General features: G+C 70.6%; 13 protein-coding genes. 5 read left to right on the plus strand and 8 right to left on the minus strand.

Going from position 1 to position 13,725, the window contains the following annotated elements:
- Nucleotides 1-170: 170 nt before the first annotated feature.
- Complete coding sequence (locus SCI24_RS12855; protein WP_318725752.1) at nucleotides 171-578, minus strand: VanZ family protein; 408 nt, start codon at nucleotides 576-578, stop codon at nucleotides 171-173.
- Nucleotides 571-1,647 carry a uroporphyrinogen decarboxylase gene (gene hemE / locus SCI24_RS12860; protein WP_278032415.1) on the minus strand — a complete coding sequence of 359 codons (1,077 nt, stop codon included), beginning with the start codon at nucleotides 1,645-1,647 and terminating at the stop codon, nucleotides 571-573. Before hemE ends, SCI24_RS12855 begins: the two co-directional genes overlap by 8 nt.
- Before the next feature lie 154 nt (nucleotides 1,648-1,801).
- Between hemE and ribA the strand changes: the two genes are divergently transcribed.
- Nucleotides 1,802-2,437, plus strand: a complete 636-nt coding sequence (gene ribA / locus SCI24_RS12865; RefSeq protein WP_133636713.1) for a GTP cyclohydrolase II — start codon at nucleotides 1,802-1,804, stop codon at nucleotides 2,435-2,437.
- Between the two features lie 47 nt (nucleotides 2,438-2,484).
- Nucleotides 2,485-3,156: a PAQR family membrane homeostasis protein TrhA gene (gene trhA / locus SCI24_RS12870; protein ID WP_318725753.1), complete on the plus strand. Its 672-nt coding sequence runs from the start codon at nucleotides 2,485-2,487 to the stop codon at nucleotides 3,154-3,156.
- 7 nt (nucleotides 3,157-3,163) lie between these two features.
- Here the strand turns inward: trhA and SCI24_RS12875 are convergent, their stop codons facing one another.
- The 5 genes from SCI24_RS12875 to SCI24_RS12895 form a co-directional block, all read right to left on the minus strand.
- Nucleotides 3,164-3,796, minus strand: coding sequence for a glutathione S-transferase family protein (locus SCI24_RS12875; protein ID WP_318725754.1), 633 nt, complete (start codon nucleotides 3,794-3,796; stop codon nucleotides 3,164-3,166).
- A 124-nt stretch (nucleotides 3,797-3,920) separates the two neighbouring features.
- Nucleotides 3,921-4,679, minus strand: coding sequence for a co-chaperone DjlA (djlA, locus tag SCI24_RS12880; RefSeq protein WP_318725755.1), 759 nt, complete (start codon nucleotides 4,677-4,679; stop codon nucleotides 3,921-3,923).
- A 30-nt stretch (nucleotides 4,680-4,709) separates the two neighbouring features.
- Nucleotides 4,710-6,620, minus strand: a complete 1,911-nt coding sequence (dxs, locus tag SCI24_RS12885; RefSeq protein WP_318725756.1) for a 1-deoxy-D-xylulose-5-phosphate synthase — start codon at nucleotides 6,618-6,620, stop codon at nucleotides 4,710-4,712.
- A gap of 15 nt (nucleotides 6,621-6,635) precedes the next feature.
- A complete protein-coding gene (locus SCI24_RS12890; RefSeq protein WP_318725757.1) occupies nucleotides 6,636-7,523 on the minus strand; it encodes a farnesyl diphosphate synthase in 888 nt (295 codons plus the stop codon).
- Nucleotides 7,510-7,794 carry an exodeoxyribonuclease VII small subunit gene (locus tag SCI24_RS12895; RefSeq protein WP_318725758.1) on the minus strand — a complete coding sequence of 95 codons (285 nt, stop codon included), beginning with the start codon at nucleotides 7,792-7,794 and terminating at the stop codon, nucleotides 7,510-7,512. The genes SCI24_RS12890 and SCI24_RS12895 overlap by 14 nt, the downstream gene beginning before the upstream one ends.
- Before the next feature lie 249 nt (nucleotides 7,795-8,043).
- Here SCI24_RS12895 and serA point away from each other — a divergent pair, with 249 nt between their 5' ends.
- The 3 genes from serA (at nucleotide 8,044) to SCI24_RS12910 (ending at nucleotide 12,405) form a co-directional block, all read left to right on the plus strand.
- Entirely contained in the window at nucleotides 8,044-9,294 is a 1,251-nt protein-coding gene (gene serA, locus SCI24_RS12900) for a phosphoglycerate dehydrogenase (RefSeq protein ID WP_318725759.1), read from the plus strand.
- A gap of 351 nt (nucleotides 9,295-9,645) precedes the next feature.
- Nucleotides 9,646-11,001, plus strand: a complete 1,356-nt coding sequence (locus SCI24_RS12905; protein WP_318725760.1) for an 8-oxoguanine deaminase — start codon at nucleotides 9,646-9,648, stop codon at nucleotides 10,999-11,001.
- Nucleotides 11,002-11,061: 60 nt separating this feature from the next.
- Nucleotides 11,062-12,405 carry a nucleobase:cation symporter-2 family protein gene (locus tag SCI24_RS12910; protein ID WP_318725761.1) on the plus strand — a complete coding sequence of 448 codons (1,344 nt, stop codon included), beginning with the start codon at nucleotides 11,062-11,064 and terminating at the stop codon, nucleotides 12,403-12,405.
- Nucleotides 12,406-12,447: 42 nt separating this feature from the next.
- Here SCI24_RS12910 and SCI24_RS12915 read toward each other — a convergent pair whose 3' ends face one another.
- The gene (locus tag SCI24_RS12915) at nucleotides 12,448-13,713 is read right to left on the minus strand and encodes an amino acid deaminase (protein ID WP_318725762.1); all 1,266 of its coding nucleotides are present in this window, start codon (nucleotides 13,711-13,713) and stop codon (nucleotides 12,448-12,450) included.
- Nucleotides 13,714-13,725 lie beyond the last annotated feature (12 nt).

The raw sequence follows: 13,725 nt of genomic DNA on the forward strand, positions 1-13,725 counted from the left end.
CATGACCGCGAGGCCGCCTGGACCAGCGCGGCGAGCAGCATCGCGCCCGAGGAGGAGAGCGTGCTGGGCAGCGCCCGGGTGCTGCGCCCCGCCGAGCGCCACCGCCCCCGGCCCACCGCCAGCGAGCCGACCCTGGACCTCGCGGCCGACGCCAGCCGCGAGCCAGGCCCCTAGGGGCGCGACACACGGCGCGGCGAACGGCCCAGGCAGACCCGACGGAAGGCATGCAGCCCCAGCGCCGCCGAGGCGGCGCCCAGGCCGTTGGCCAGGATGTCACGCCAGTCGCCACCGAGCCGGCCGGGCACCGGAAGCTGGGCAAACTCGATGACGATGCCCAGCAGCAGCGCGGCCAGGAAGGCCAGCGACAGGCGGACTCCGGCGAGCCCGACCAGGCCCGCCAGGCCGGCATAGCCGATGAAGTGACTGGCCTTGTCCCAGGGCAGCGTCTCGGGCAGCTCGCTGCCGGGTGCCAGGCTGCCCCAGGCGATCACCAGGGCCGCCAGGCCGGCCAGCACCGCCCAGCGGCGACGCCACTGCCGGTCCTCCCCGGCGGCCACCCGGTAGAGCCAGTCAGCCATGGGCGATGTTGCGGTGGTAGGCGGGGCTCAAGTCGTGGAGGGCCTCCATGAAGGCCGTGACATGGTCCGGGTCGGTGAACTGGTTGATGCCGTGCCCCAGGTTGAAGACATGGCCGGGCCCGTGGCCGAAGCTGTCGAGGGTGCGCGCCACCTCGGCTCGGATCGCCGAGGGGCGGGCAAACAGCACGTGGGGGTCGAGGTTGCCCTGCAGGGCGACCCGATGGCCGACCCGCGCCCGCGCATCGGAGAGCTCTGTGGTCCAGTCCAGGCCGACGGCATCGGAGCCGGCCGCCGCGATGTCCTCGAGCCACTGGCCGCCGTTCTTGGTGAAGAGGATCACCGGCACCCGGCGTCCCTCGTGCTCACGGATCAGGCCGGCGACGATCTGCTCCATGTAGCGCAGCGAGAACTCCAGGTAGGCCGGCGTGGAGAGGGCGCCGCCCCAGGTATCGAAGATCTGTACCGCCTGGGCGCCGGCGCGGATCTGGGCGTTGAGGTAGTCGGTGACCGCATGGGCCAGGGTATCGAGCAGCCGATGCATGGTGTCCGGCGCGTCGTAGAGCATCGTCTTGACGTGGCGGAAGTCCTTGCTGGAAGCGCCCTCCACCATGTAGGTGGCCAGCGTCCAGGGGCTGCCGGAGAAGCCGATCAGCGGCACTCGGCCGTTCAGCTCGCGGCGGATGGTGGAGACCGCCCGCATCACATAGTCCAGGTCACGCTCGGCGTCCGGCGCCTGCAGGGCCTCCACCTCGGTTGATGTGCGCACCGGCTTGCGGAATTTCGGCCCCTCGCCGGTCTCGAAGTAGAGCCCCAGCCCCATGGCATCGGGGATGGTCAGGATGTCCGAGAAGAGGATGGCCGCATCCAGGGGGTAGCGCTCCAGCGGCTGCAGGGTGACCTCGCAGGCCAGCTCCTGATTGCGGCACAGGTCCATGAAGCTGCCGGCATGGCCACGCACCTCACGATACTCCGGCAGGTAGCGGCCGGCCTGGCGCATCATCCACACCGGGGTACGGTCGACGGGTTGACGCGCCAGGGCGCGCAGAAAGCGGTCGTTCTTGAGTTCCATGCGGGCGCTCGTCCACGGAAAATGTGGGCGCCATTGTACCCCATCGAACGGCCCGGGGATGAGCCCCGTGACACAACGGTGAGCCCGCCCGGCCTTCCTGATAGAATGGCCCTCCACCCGTCGGCAACGCCGTGGTCTTCCACCGAGGTACATCGTGACGATTCGATTCATCGCCGCCTCCCGGCTGCCCACCCCTTGGGCCACCTTCACCATGCACGGCTTCGAGGACGATGCCACCGGCAAGGACCACATCGCCCTGACCCTGGGCGACGTGGCCGATGGCGAGCCGGTGCTGGGACGGGTCCACTCCGAGTGCCTGACCGGCGATGCCCTCTTCTCCATGCGCTGCGACTGCGGCTTCCAGCTGCAGGAGGCGCTCAAGCGCATCGCCGAGGAAGGGCGCGGCGTGCTGCTCTACCTGCGCCAGGAAGGCCGTGGCATCGGCCTGCTCAACAAGATCCGCGCCTACCACCTCCAGGATGCCGGCGCCGACACCGTGGAAGCCAACGAGCAGCTGGGCTTCGCCGCCGACCTGCGCCGTTACGACCTCTGCGTGCCGATGCTCGACCACCTGGGGATCAAGGCGCTGCGCCTGATGACCAACAACCCCCGCAAGGTCGACGCCCTGACCCAGGCCGGCGTGGTGGTCGTGGAACGCGTCCCGCTGACCACCGGTCTAAACCCGCATAACGAGCAGTACCTCACCACCAAGGCCGGCAAGCTGGGCCACATGATGGCGCTGGGCGACTTCACCCAGGCCAGCGACGTGGATATCGAACGCAAGCCCTGAGCCACCGGGTCCCGGCATCGGGCTGGCTCCTCGGCAGGAGGCTCCCGATGACAGATTCCGCCCGCGACGACGAGACGCCCTTCAGTAGCCTCGAGGAGCTGCTGCACAGCATCAGCCATGGCATCGGTGCGGCGCTGAGCCTCGCCGGGGTCGTGGTGCTCTTGGTGCTGGCCAGCCTGGCCACCCGGGTCGACCCCTGGAAGCTTGTCGGCATCGGCTTCTACGGCGTCAGCCTGGTGCTGCTCTACACCGCCTCCACCCTCTACCATGGGGTCCGCCACCCGCGCCTGAAGGGCCTGTTCCAGTCACTCGACCACTGCGCGATCTACCTGCTGATCGCCGGCACCTACACCCCCTTCCTGCTGGTCAACCTGCGCGGCCCCACAGGCTGGACGCTGTTCGCCACCGTCTGGTCCCTGGCCCTGGCCGGCATCGCCTGCAAGCTGGCCTGGCCCCACCGCTTCGCCGCGCTGCGGGTCGCCATCTACCTGGTGATGGGCTGGCTGATCGTCTTCGCCGGCGACGAGCTGGCGGCTCGCCTGTCCGATACCGGCCTCGCCCTGCTGGTCGCCGGTGGCGTCACCTACACCCTGGGCGTGGCCTTCTATGCCATCAGCGCCATCCCCTACAATCATGCGATCTGGCACCTGTTCGTCATGGGCGGCAGCGCCTGCCACTACTTCGCGGTCTACACCGCGGTGCTGCCCTTCACGGCCTGAGCGCGCCTCACGCCGGCTCGTCGGCCGCGGCACGCTCACGCGCCACCGCCCTGGCCAGGGCCGGGCGGGAAGCACAGCGCTGCCGATAGGCCTCCAGCGCCGCCGGCAGGCGGGTCTTGAACTGCACCGCCCAGCTCAGGGTGTGCCCCAGCAGCAGGTCCGCCAGCGTGAAGTGGTCGCCCACCAGCCAGCCCTCGCCATCGAAGCGCCGCGCCAGGGCCTCCAGCGCCCGCTGGAACTCCCAGGCCGCGGTAGGCAACACCGCCGGCACCCGCCGCTCCCGGGGCAGGGTGAACTTGTGCTTGGCCTGGGACCAGAGCGCCTGCTCCAGCTCGCACGTGGTGAAGAACAGCCACTGGTCGACCCGGGCACGATCCTCGAGGGAGGCCGGCAGCAGGCCACCCGGCTCGCCGTAGCGCTCCGCCAGGTAGCGGCAGATCGCCGCCGACTCGAACAGCGTCAGCTCGCCATCTTCCAGCACTGGCACCTTGCCGTCGGGATGGCGGGCGAGATGGGCACCTTCCCGGCCCGCGCCGGCCGCCAGGTCCACCTGCTGGCAGGCATAGTCGAGCCCCAGCTCCTCCAGGGTCCAGGCGACCCGCAGCGAGCGGGAGGCAGGAAAGCTGTAAAGGGTGATCATCGCGCGACTCCGTGGGTAGTGCATCGGTCCCGCTACGCTAGCGCAGGGCGTGGCCGGTGGCGAGGCGCGGTGAAAGGCGGGCGGGCAGCACGGCAGGGGCAAGAGCGCGGCCGCCCGGCCGGTGTCAGGCGGCGCGCGCCTTGCGGATGCGCTCGTAGGCGCTGCCGATCTCGCTGGTGCGCTCCTTGGCGACCTCGCGCATGCTCTCGGGCAGGCCCTTGGCGGCGAGCTTGTCGGGGTGGTTCTCGCTCATCAGGCGGCGGTAGGCCTTCTTGATCTCGGCGTCGCTGGCATCCTGGTCGACCCCCAGCACCCGGTAGGCATCCTCCAGCGAGGGGCCCTGTTCGCCCGTCCCCCGGGGGCCGCCACGCAGCATGGCCTCGACCTGGGCGATCTCGGCCTCGCTGCACCCCAGGCCCCGCACCACCCGCATCAGCATCTCGTGCTCGGCGGGGTGCAGCTCGCCATCGGCGGCGACCGCGGCCAGCTGCACCTGCAGGAAGACCTGACGCAGCGCGGGCTGGTGTGCCGCGATGCGGCGAACCCGGGCGAGCTCGGCGTCCAGGTCGAAGTCGTCGCCCTTGCCGCGGGTAAAGTCGGCGCGGGCCTGGGCGCGCTGGGCCTCGCTGAGCCGCAGCCGATCCCACAGCTGGCGGGAGGCTTCCAATTCGTCCTCGGAGACCTGGCCATCGGCCTTGCACAGGCACCCCATGACGGCGAAGGTCGATTCCAGGAACTGGGACTGGAGGCCGACCAGCTTGTTCAGCAGGCGCTTGCGCAGGCCTCTACCCAGCCAGTAGCCCAGGGCGCCGCCCACCAGCAGGCCGATGGGGCCGCCGATGGCCAGCCCCAGCAGGGCACCGATCAGTATCAGGAACAGCATCGTAACCTCGTGAGCGAAGGATGACGGGGGTCAGGGCAGCCGAGTGCGGATAGAGGCTTCGATGCCGTCCGCGTCCAGGCCGCACTCGACGAGCAGTTCGGCAGGCTTGCCGTGCTCGACGAAGGCATCGGGCAGCCCGAGGTTGAGCACTTCCACCTGCACCCCCTCGGCCATCAGCAGCTCGTTGACCGCACTGCCGGCCCCGCCGGCGACCACGTTCTCCTCCAGGGTCACCAGCAGGTCGTGCTCATCGGCCGCGGCCAGCACGGCGTCACGGTCCAGCGGCTTGATCGAGCGCATGTTGAGATGACTGGCGTCGAGGCGCTCGGCCACCTCTGCCGCCGGGCCATTGAGGCTGCCGAAGGCCAGCAGGGCCACCCGCGTCGCCTCGCCGCTGCCACGACGCCGCCACTCGGCACGGCCGATCTCGATCGGCTCGAGGTGATCGGGCGTGGCGACGCCCGGGCCGGTGCCGCGGGGGTAGCGCACGGCGGCGGGGCCGGGATGGTGGTAGGCGGCACTGAGCATCGCCCGGCACTCGGCCTCGTCGGCGGGGGCCAGCACCACCAGCCCCGGCACGCAGCGCAGGTAGGAGAGGTCCAGGCTGCCGTGGTGGGTGGGGCCGTCCTCGCCCACCAGGCCGGCGCGGTCGATGGCGAAGGTGACATCGAGCGCCTGCACCGCCACGTCGTGGATCAGCTGGTCATAGCCACGTTGCAGGAAGGTGGAGTAGATCGCCACCACCGGCTTCATGGCCTCGCAGGCCAGGCCCGCGGCCAGGGTCACCGCATGCTGCTCGGCGATGGCCACGTCGAAGTAGCGCTCGGGGTACTCCTTCGAGAAGCGCACCAGGTCGGAACCCTCGCGCATGGCCGGCGTGATGCCGACCAGGCGCTCGTCCACCGCCGCCATGTCGCACAGCCAGTCGCCGAAGACACGGCAGTACTTCTGCTTGCGGCTGGCCGACGGGCTGGCCGGCTTGAGCGGCGGCGGCGTCTCGCCGTTCTTCTCCAGCTTGGTGATGGCGTGGTAGCCGATGGGGTCGGCCTCGGCGGGCAGGAAGCCCTTGCCCTTGCAGGTCTTCACGTGGAGGAACTGGGGGCCCTCGAGGTCACGCATGTTGCGCAGCGTCTGCAACAGCAGCGGCAGGTCATGGCCGTCGATGGGCCCGATGTAGTTGAAGCCCAGCTCCTCGAAGAGCGTGGCCGGGCTGATCATGCCCTTCATGTGCTCCTCGGTGCGCCGCGCCAGCTCCAGGGCCCCGGGCAGGTGGGAGAGCACCTTCTTGCCACCCTCGCGCATGCTGGTATAGGGCTTGCTGGTGAGGATGCGTGCCAGGTAGCTGGCCATGCCGCCGACATTCTCGGAGATCGACATCTCGTTGTCGTTGAGCACCACCAGCAGGTTGGCATCCACATGGCCGGCATGGGCCAGGGCCTCGAAGGCCATCCCGGCGGTCAGGGCGCCGTCGCCGATCACCGCGCAGACACGGCGCTGCTCGCCGCGGGTGCGGGCGGCCAGGGCCATGCCCAGGGCCGCCGAGATCGAGGTGCTCGAATGGCCCACGCCGAAAGTGTCATACTCCGACTCGGCGCGCCGCGGGAAGGCGGCAAGGCCGCCGTACTGGCGGATGCCGGTCATCGCCTCGCGACGCCCGGTGAGGATCTTGTGGGGATAGGCCTGGTGGCCCACGTCCCACACCAGGCGGTCGTAGGGAGTCTCCAGCGCCTGATGCAGGGCCACGGTGAGCTCCACCACGCCCAGGCCGGCGCCGAAGTGGCCGCCGGAGACGCCCACGCTGTAGAGCAGGTAGGCGCGCAGTTCGTCGGCCACCTGGGCCAGCTGGCCGGTGGTCATGGCGCGGAGCGCGGCCGGGGTATCCAGGGTATCGAGCAACGGCGTGGCCGGACGCTCGACGGGGATGTCATCGAACAGCTTCATGAGGGCCCTGTAGTGTCAATGGTCACGCTCGATCATGTAGCGGGCCAGGTCGGCCAGGGGGATGGCGGCCCCGCCCAGCGGCGCCAGGGCCGCCACGGCCGTCTCGACCAGCTCGTCGGCCCGTCGACGGGCACCCTCGAGCCCCAGCAGGCTCGGGTAGGTGGGCTTGGCCCGGGCGGCGTCGGCCCCGGAGGCCTTGCCCAGGGTGGCGGTGTCGCCGGTCACGTCAAGGATGTCGTCGTGGATCTGGAAGGCCAGGCCGATGGCGTCGGCATAGGCGTCCAGGGCGGCCAGCCGGGGGTCGGCCTCGTCCACGGCGACCAGGCCGCCGAGGCGCACCGCGGCGCGGATCAGCGCACCGGTCTTGTGGCCATGCATGGCGGCCAGGGCCGCCGCATCGGGATGCCCGCCGACGGCGGCGAGGTCCAGCGCCTGGCCGGCCACCATGCCGTCGCGCCCGGCGGCGCCGGCCAGGCCGGCGAGCAGTGCCGGCAGCCGGGGATGGGCGGCCCGCGCCAGCACCTCGAAGGCCAGGGCCTGAAGGGCGTCACCGGCGAGGATTGCGGTGGCCTCGTCGAAGGCCCGGTGCACCGTGGGCTGGCCGCGGCGCAGGTCATCGTCGTCCATGGCCGGCAGGTCGTCGTGAACCAGCGAATAGGCGTGGACCAGCTCCAGCGCCATGGCCGGGGCGTCCAGGTCGTCCTCCGCCGCCCCCAGGGCGCGACCGGCCGCATAGACCAGCACCGGCCTCAGCCGCTTGCCCCCCACCAGCAGGCCGTGGCGCATGGCCGCTTCGAGGCGTGGCGAGGGGGCCGAGCGCGCCGCGAAGAGCGCCTCGAGACGGGCATCGACCCGGGCCCGGTCCGTGGACAGCCGGTCGGCCAGGGCATCAGCGCTCACCATCGTCCTCCGCGGCGGGCGCATCGAAGGGTTGCAGGTCGACGCCGCCGGCCTCGCCCTCGGTGAGGGTGCGCACCCGGAGCTCCGCCTCGTCGAGCCGTCGCTGAGCGTCGCGGGTCAGGCGCACGCCCTGCTCGAAGGCGGCCAGCGACCCCTCCAGGGACAGCTCGCCGGACTCCAGTCGCTCGACGAGCTGCTCGAGCCGCTCGACGGTGGCGGCGAAGTCGGCCGGTGCCGGCTCGGCGCCGCTGACTTGGCTGTGCTGTTCCGCCATCGCCTCTCTCGCTGGTGGCTGGTTCATGGGCGGACAGTATACACGCTCTCCCCGGGGGGTCGTCTGCCCCGGCCGCCCCCCGCGCAACTTGCATGCCATTCATCCATGGCGCTCAGCATTTTCATCCTCGCTCATGCCGGCTGTGGTAAGCTATCGGCCCTGTTTCGAGCCTGCCCTTGGGCCCCAGGCTCTTCAGCATCTTCATGACACATGCATGCGGCGCGCGCCGACGAAGGGGTTGAATCGACCATGGCCAAAACGTCCCTGGACAAGAGCAAGATCAAGATCCTGCTGCTCGAGGGCGTCCACCAGAGCGCGGTGGACAACCTACTCAATGCCGGTTACACCAACATCGAGCACCTGCCGACCTCGCTGGACGAGGCGACGCTGATCGAGAAGATCCGTGACGTCCACTTCATCGGCATCCGCTCGCGCACCCAGCTCAACGAGCGCGTCTTCGACGCCGCCGAGAAGCTGGTGGCGGTGGGCTGCTTCTGCATCGGGACCAACCAGGTGGACCTCGATGCCGCCCTGGTGCGCGGCATCCCGGTCTTCAACGCCCCCTTCTCCAACACCCGCTCGGTGGCCGAGCTGGTGCTGGCCGAGGCGATCATGCTGCTGCGCGGCATCCCCGAGAAGAGCGCCCGCGCCCACCAGGGCGGCTGGCTGAAGTCGGCCAAGAATTCCCATGAGGCGCGTGGCAAGACCCTGGGCATCATCGGCTACGGCAGCATCGGCTCGCAGCTCTCGGTGCTCGCCGAGTCGCTGGGCTTCGACGTCATCTACTACGACGTGGTGACCAAGCTGGCGATGGGCAATGCCCGCCAGGTGGCCAGCCTCGAGGAGCTGCTGGCCCGCGCCGACGTGGTCAGCCTGCACGTGCCGGACCTGCCCTCCACCCGCTGGATGATCGGCGAGCCCGAGATTGCCCTGATGAAGCCGGGCAGCATCCTGATCAACGCCTCGCGCGGCAGCGTGGTAGTGATCGAGGCCCTGGCCGAGGCGCTGAAGGCCGGGCGCCTCAACGGCGCCGCCATCGACGTCTTCCCGGTGGAGCCCAAGGGCAACGAGGAGGAGTTCGAGAGCCCGCTGCGCGGCCTGGCCAACGTCATCCTCACCCCGCACATCGGCGGCTCCACCCTCGAGGCCCAGGAGAACATCGGCATCGAGGTCTCCGAGAAGCTGGTCACCTACTCCGACAACGGCACCACCGTCAGCTCGGTCAACTTCCCCGAGGTGGCCCTGCCGGCCCACCCGGGCAAGCACCGCCTGCTGCATATCCACGACAACGTGCCCGGGGTCCTCTCCGAGATCAACCGCGTGCTCTCCGAGAACGACATCAACATCCTCGGCCAGTACCTGCAGACCAACGAGCGCATCGGCTACGTGGTCATCGACGTGGACAAGGCCTACGGCTCGCGGGCCCTGGAGGCCCTTCGCCAGGTGAAGCACACCCTGCGCGTGCGGGTACTCTACTCCGAGAGCAGCTACGCCGACTGACCCCCGTTGCCTCCCGGTAGACCGGAGCCGCCGCGTCAATGACGCGGCGGCTCTTTTCATGAACGGCACCCATGCCGCCGGGTTTCCTGCCGGCTCTCTCCCCGTCCGGGGACTCACCCCTGCCGGCCGCTCTCGCACAGCATGCCGGGAACCGACGAGCGTTGAGCATCACGCGCTTGACAGCTTCCCCAAAGCCCACCATTTTGTACACAATCCATGCCAGGTCATGGACGACAGTTAAAGTACACACAAGATGTCGAAGGCACCTGAACCAGGACTCCGGCCCAGCACGAGACTTGGGTAACCCTTTGTCCATTCAGCGGCCGCTTGACGGCCCACCGGGAGGACAACATGCCCCAGCCCAACCCGACCCTGTGGATCCGCAGGCCGCTCGCCTGCAGCGATGCGCGTGCCGCCGGCGGCGTGGTGATTCAGGACGGGCGTATCGTGGAGGCCGTGCCCGCCGGCGCCGCACCCTCGACGCCGGTGGATGAGGTCTTCGACGCCTCGGCGCATGTGCTGCTGCCGGGGCTGGTGAATACCCACCATCACTTCTACCAGACCCTGACCCGGGCCTACTCGCCGGCCCTGAACAAGGAACTCTTCCCCTGGCTGACGACCCTCTACGACGTCTGGGCCAATCTCACCGAGCGCCAGCTCGCCCTCGCCAGCGAACTCGCCATGGTCGAGCTGCTGATGTCCGGCTGCACCACCGTGGCCGACCACCACTACGTCTTCTCCGGCGCACTGGAGAATGCCATCGACGTCCAGGTGGAGACCGCCCGGCGCCTCGGCGTGCGGGCCGCCCTCACCCGGGGCTCGATGAGCGTGGGCCGCGACGACGGCGGCCTGCCGCCCCAGTCCGTGGTGCAGGACGAGGCCACCATCCTCGACGAAAGCGCCCGGCTCATCGACGCCCACCACCAGCGCGGCGACGGCGCCATGACCACCATCGCCCTGGCGCCCTGCTCGCCCTTCTCGGTGAGCCGCGAGCTGATGCAGGAGAGCGCCCGCCTGGCCGAGGATAAGGATGTGCGCCTGCACACCCACCTGGCCGAGACCGAGGACGAGACGGCCTACTGCCAGCGGCTCTTCGGCATACGCCCGCTGGACTACCTGGAGGCTACCGGCTGGCTGGGGCCGCGCACCTGGCTGGCCCATGGCATCCACTTCACCGACCAGGAAGTCGCTCGCCTGGGCCAGGCCGGCACCGGGATCGCCCACTGTCCGTCTTCGAACATGGTGCTGGGCTCCGGCATGTGCCGCACCCTGGAGCTCGAGGCCGCCGGCTGCCCGGTGGGGCTGGCGGTGGACGGCTCGGCCTCCAACGATCACTCCAACCTGGCCGAGGAGATGCGCCAGGCCCTGCTGCTGGGTCGGCTGCGCTACTCGCCGAGCCGAGTGACCCACGACGACGTGATCCGCTGGGCCACCCGTGGCTCGGCGGCCTGCCTGGGACGCACCGACATCGGCGGGCTGGCGCCCGGCCAGCAGGCCGACCTGGCACTGTTCCGGCTGGACGAGGCCCGCTTCTCGGGTGCCGAGAACCCGGTCGCGGCCCTGCTGCTGTGCGGGGCCCACCGCGCCGACCGGGTGATGGTCGCCGGGCACTGGCGCCTGGTCGATGGCCGGCCACGGGACCTCGACCTCGATACCCTGCTGGCCCGGCACGACCAGGCCGCCCGCGAGCTGCGCGGTTCGGCCTGATTCCCATCCCGATTCCCTCTGTTCTCAACCACGTCCAACAACGACAACAGGAGACACCCCATGACCACCGAGTCCCGCGCCGACGCGACGGCGCGCCGGGTGCGCAGCACCCACGACGTCGATGCCATGCCGCCCCTGGGGCGCGCCATCCCCCTGGGGTTGCAGCACGTGCTGGCGATGTTCGTCGGCAACGTCACCGTACCCATCATCATCGCCGGTGCCGCGGACCTCTCCGCGGAGCAGACCACCTTCATGATCCAGGCCGCCATGTTCGTGGCCGGGGTGGCCACCCTGGTGCAGTCCCTGGGGCTCGGCCCGATCGGGGCCCGCCTGCCCATCGTCATGGGCACCAGCTTCGGCTTCGTGCCGGTGCTGATCCCCATCGCCGTGGGCATGGGGCTGCCGGCGGCCCTGGGCGCAGCGCTGTGCGGCGGGGTCGCCATGGCCCTGGTGGGGCTCTTCCTGCCCTGGTTCCGCTTCCTCTTCCCGCCGGTGGTCACCGGCACCTTCGTGATCATGCTCGGCACCCTGCTGATGCCGGTGGGCCTGGCCTATGTCGGCGGCGGCTTCGGCGCCGAGGACTTCGGGGCCTCGCACCACCTGCTGCTGGCGGGGCTGGTGCTGGTCATCACCCTGGGGCTGCACCAGTTCGGCCGCGGCATCTGGTCGGAAGCGGCCCCGCTGATCGGCCTGCTGGCCGGCTACGCCGCGGCCACCGCCTTCGGCCTGGTGGACTTCTCCGCCATCGGCGGCGCCGCCTGGGTCTCGCTGCCCACCCCGCTGGCCATCGGCCTGGAGTTCCACTGGGCCGCCGTGCTGCCGGTGGTGCTGCTGGCCGTGGTGACCTGCGCCGAGTCGATCGGCGACATCGCCGGGACCACCGCCGGGGGGCTGGATCGCGCGCCCACCCCGAAGGAGCTCTCCGGCGGGGTGATGGCCGATGGCCTGGCCAGCGTCTTCGCCGCCATCTTCAACGCCTTCCCCCAGATCAGCTTCAGCCAGAACGTGGGCATGGTGGCACTGACCGGTGTGGTCAGCCGCTACGTGGTGGCCATCGGCGGCGCCTTCCTGGTCATCGCCGGCCTGCTGCCCAAGCTCGGCGCCATCGTCTCCAGCATCCCCAATGCCGTGCTCGGTGGGGCGGTGGTGATCATGTTCGGCATGATCGCCAGCGCCGGCATCAAGATGCTCTCCCACATCAGCTTCAACAAGCGCAACATGGTGATCATCGGCGTCTCGCTGTCGGCGGCCATCGGCCTGCCGGCCCAGGAGGGGCTCTACGCCGACCTCTCCGACAACCTCCAGGCGATCATCGAGTCGGGGCTGATTCCCGGCGCGCTCTGCGCCATCGTCCTCAACCTGATCCTGCCCCGCGAGGAGCGCCCCTTCCGCAGCGACGTCTGAGGTCGCCGAGCCTGCCCCGCCGCCGCCTCGAGGCGGCGGCGGTCAGAAGCAGGTCTCGAGCACCTCCACCACCTCCAGCGCCTCATCGACCCGGCACAGGCGTCGCCACTTGTCGAAGGTCAGGCAGGGATGGGAGATGCCGAAGGCGACGGTATCGCCCACGCGCACCTCGTCCACAGGCCGGTGGCCCGCCGCCTCGGGCAGGCGCACGAAGGCGTGCTGGTCCATGAGCTTCTCCACCCGCCAGCCCTCGACCGGCAAGGTCCGTTCCGCCGTCCCGCCTTCGCGATAGCGGCGCAGCGCCCGCGGCAGGCGATCGCCGCCGACATCGCGACGCCCCATGGCGACGATGGCCAGGCCCGGCTCCGGCAGCGACTGCACCTGGGCGAACACCTCCAGGGCCGGGCGCAGCCCCTCGCCGAGGGCCGGCCGACGCCCCAGCACCCGGGCCTGGGCCTCGCCGTAGAGCCCGTGGTCGTGGGTCACGTAGCAGCCGGGCCGCATCACCCGGCGGACCCGCTCGTCCAGCCCGGCATCGCGGAAGGCCTCGGCGACGATATCGTGCCAGGCGGAGCCAGAGGCGGTGACCAGCGGGCGCGCCACCGCCAGCCGGCCGGCGCGCTGCAGGGCGCTGAGGGTGTCGACCAGGTCGGCCGCATAGGCCGCCACCGCCGCCTCCGGGGAGGCCCCCGCCTCGGCCTGGACCAGGCCCTCGTAGCCCTCAACGCCGGCGAGCTCGAGGCCGGCCGCCGCGTCGACCACGGCGGCCAGCGCCAGCACCTCCTCGCGGCTGCGACAACCGCAGCGCCCGCCCGGCACCCCCCGCTCGATCAGCACCGGCAGGCGCAGGCCACGCCCGGCGAAGAAGGCGTCCAGCTCGCGGGCATTGTCGGCGGCGTCCACCAGGCACCAGAGCTCGGCGCCGGCCTCGAGCAGCTCCGCCACGATGGCCATGTTGGCCCGTCCCACCAGCTGGTTGGCCAGCAGCAGGCGCGTCACGCCATGGGCAACGGCGGCCCGGCACTGAGGGGCGGTGGCGAGGGTGATCGCCCAGGCGCCGCCTTCCAGCTGGCGGCGAAAGAGCGCCGGGGCCATGGTGGTCTTGCCGTGGGGGGCCAGCAGGGCGCCATGGGCATCGCAGAAGGCCTGCATCCAGTCCAGGTTGTGGGCCAGCGATGCCTCGTGCAGCACCGCCGCCGGCAGGCTCACGTCCGCCAGCAGGCGGGTACCGGTCTCGGGCAGCCCCTTGTGCTTGGCGCGCGCGGTAGCTGCCGGGAAGGCGGTGGACTCGGGGGAAACGTCGTTCATGGGCACTCCTCG

The organism is Halomonas sp. (assembly GCF_033549285.1).
In the GTDB taxonomy this organism is placed as follows: domain Bacteria; phylum Pseudomonadota; class Gammaproteobacteria; order Pseudomonadales; family Halomonadaceae; genus Halomonas.

What these genes read in the sequence shown, in the direction of transcription:
- SCI24_RS12895 (WP_318725758.1), bottom strand. Translation starts at nt 7,794, where the DNA reads ATGGCGGAACAGCACAGCCAAGTCAGCGGCGCCGAGCCGGCACCGGCC.
- dxs (WP_318725756.1), bottom strand. Translation starts at nt 6,620, where the DNA reads ATGAAGCTGTTCGATGACATCCCCGTCGAGCGTCCGGCCACGCCGTTG.
- trhA (WP_318725753.1), top strand. Translation starts at nt 2,485, where the DNA reads ATGACAGATTCCGCCCGCGACGACGAGACGCCCTTCAGTAGCCTCGAG.
- SCI24_RS12905 (WP_318725760.1), top strand. Translation starts at nt 9,646, where the DNA reads ATGCCCCAGCCCAACCCGACCCTGTGGATCCGCAGGCCGCTCGCCTGC.
- serA (WP_318725759.1), top strand. Translation starts at nt 8,044, where the DNA reads ATGGCCAAAACGTCCCTGGACAAGAGCAAGATCAAGATCCTGCTGCTC.
- hemE (WP_278032415.1), bottom strand. Translation starts at nt 1,647, where the DNA reads ATGGAACTCAAGAACGACCGCTTTCTGCGCGCCCTGGCGCGTCAACCC.
- SCI24_RS12855 (WP_318725752.1), bottom strand. Translation starts at nt 578, where the DNA reads ATGGCTGACTGGCTCTACCGGGTGGCCGCCGGGGAGGACCGGCAGTGG.
- SCI24_RS12910 (WP_318725761.1), top strand. Translation starts at nt 11,062, where the DNA reads ATGACCACCGAGTCCCGCGCCGACGCGACGGCGCGCCGGGTGCGCAGC.
- djlA (WP_318725755.1), bottom strand. Translation starts at nt 4,679, where the DNA reads ATGCTGTTCCTGATACTGATCGGTGCCCTGCTGGGGCTGGCCATCGGC.
- SCI24_RS12875 (WP_318725754.1), bottom strand. Translation starts at nt 3,796, where the DNA reads ATGATCACCCTTTACAGCTTTCCTGCCTCCCGCTCGCTGCGGGTCGCC.
- SCI24_RS12915 (WP_318725762.1), bottom strand. Translation starts at nt 13,713, where the DNA reads ATGAACGACGTTTCCCCCGAGTCCACCGCCTTCCCGGCAGCTACCGCG.
- SCI24_RS12890 (WP_318725757.1), bottom strand. Translation starts at nt 7,523, where the DNA reads ATGGTGAGCGCTGATGCCCTGGCCGACCGGCTGTCCACGGACCGGGCC.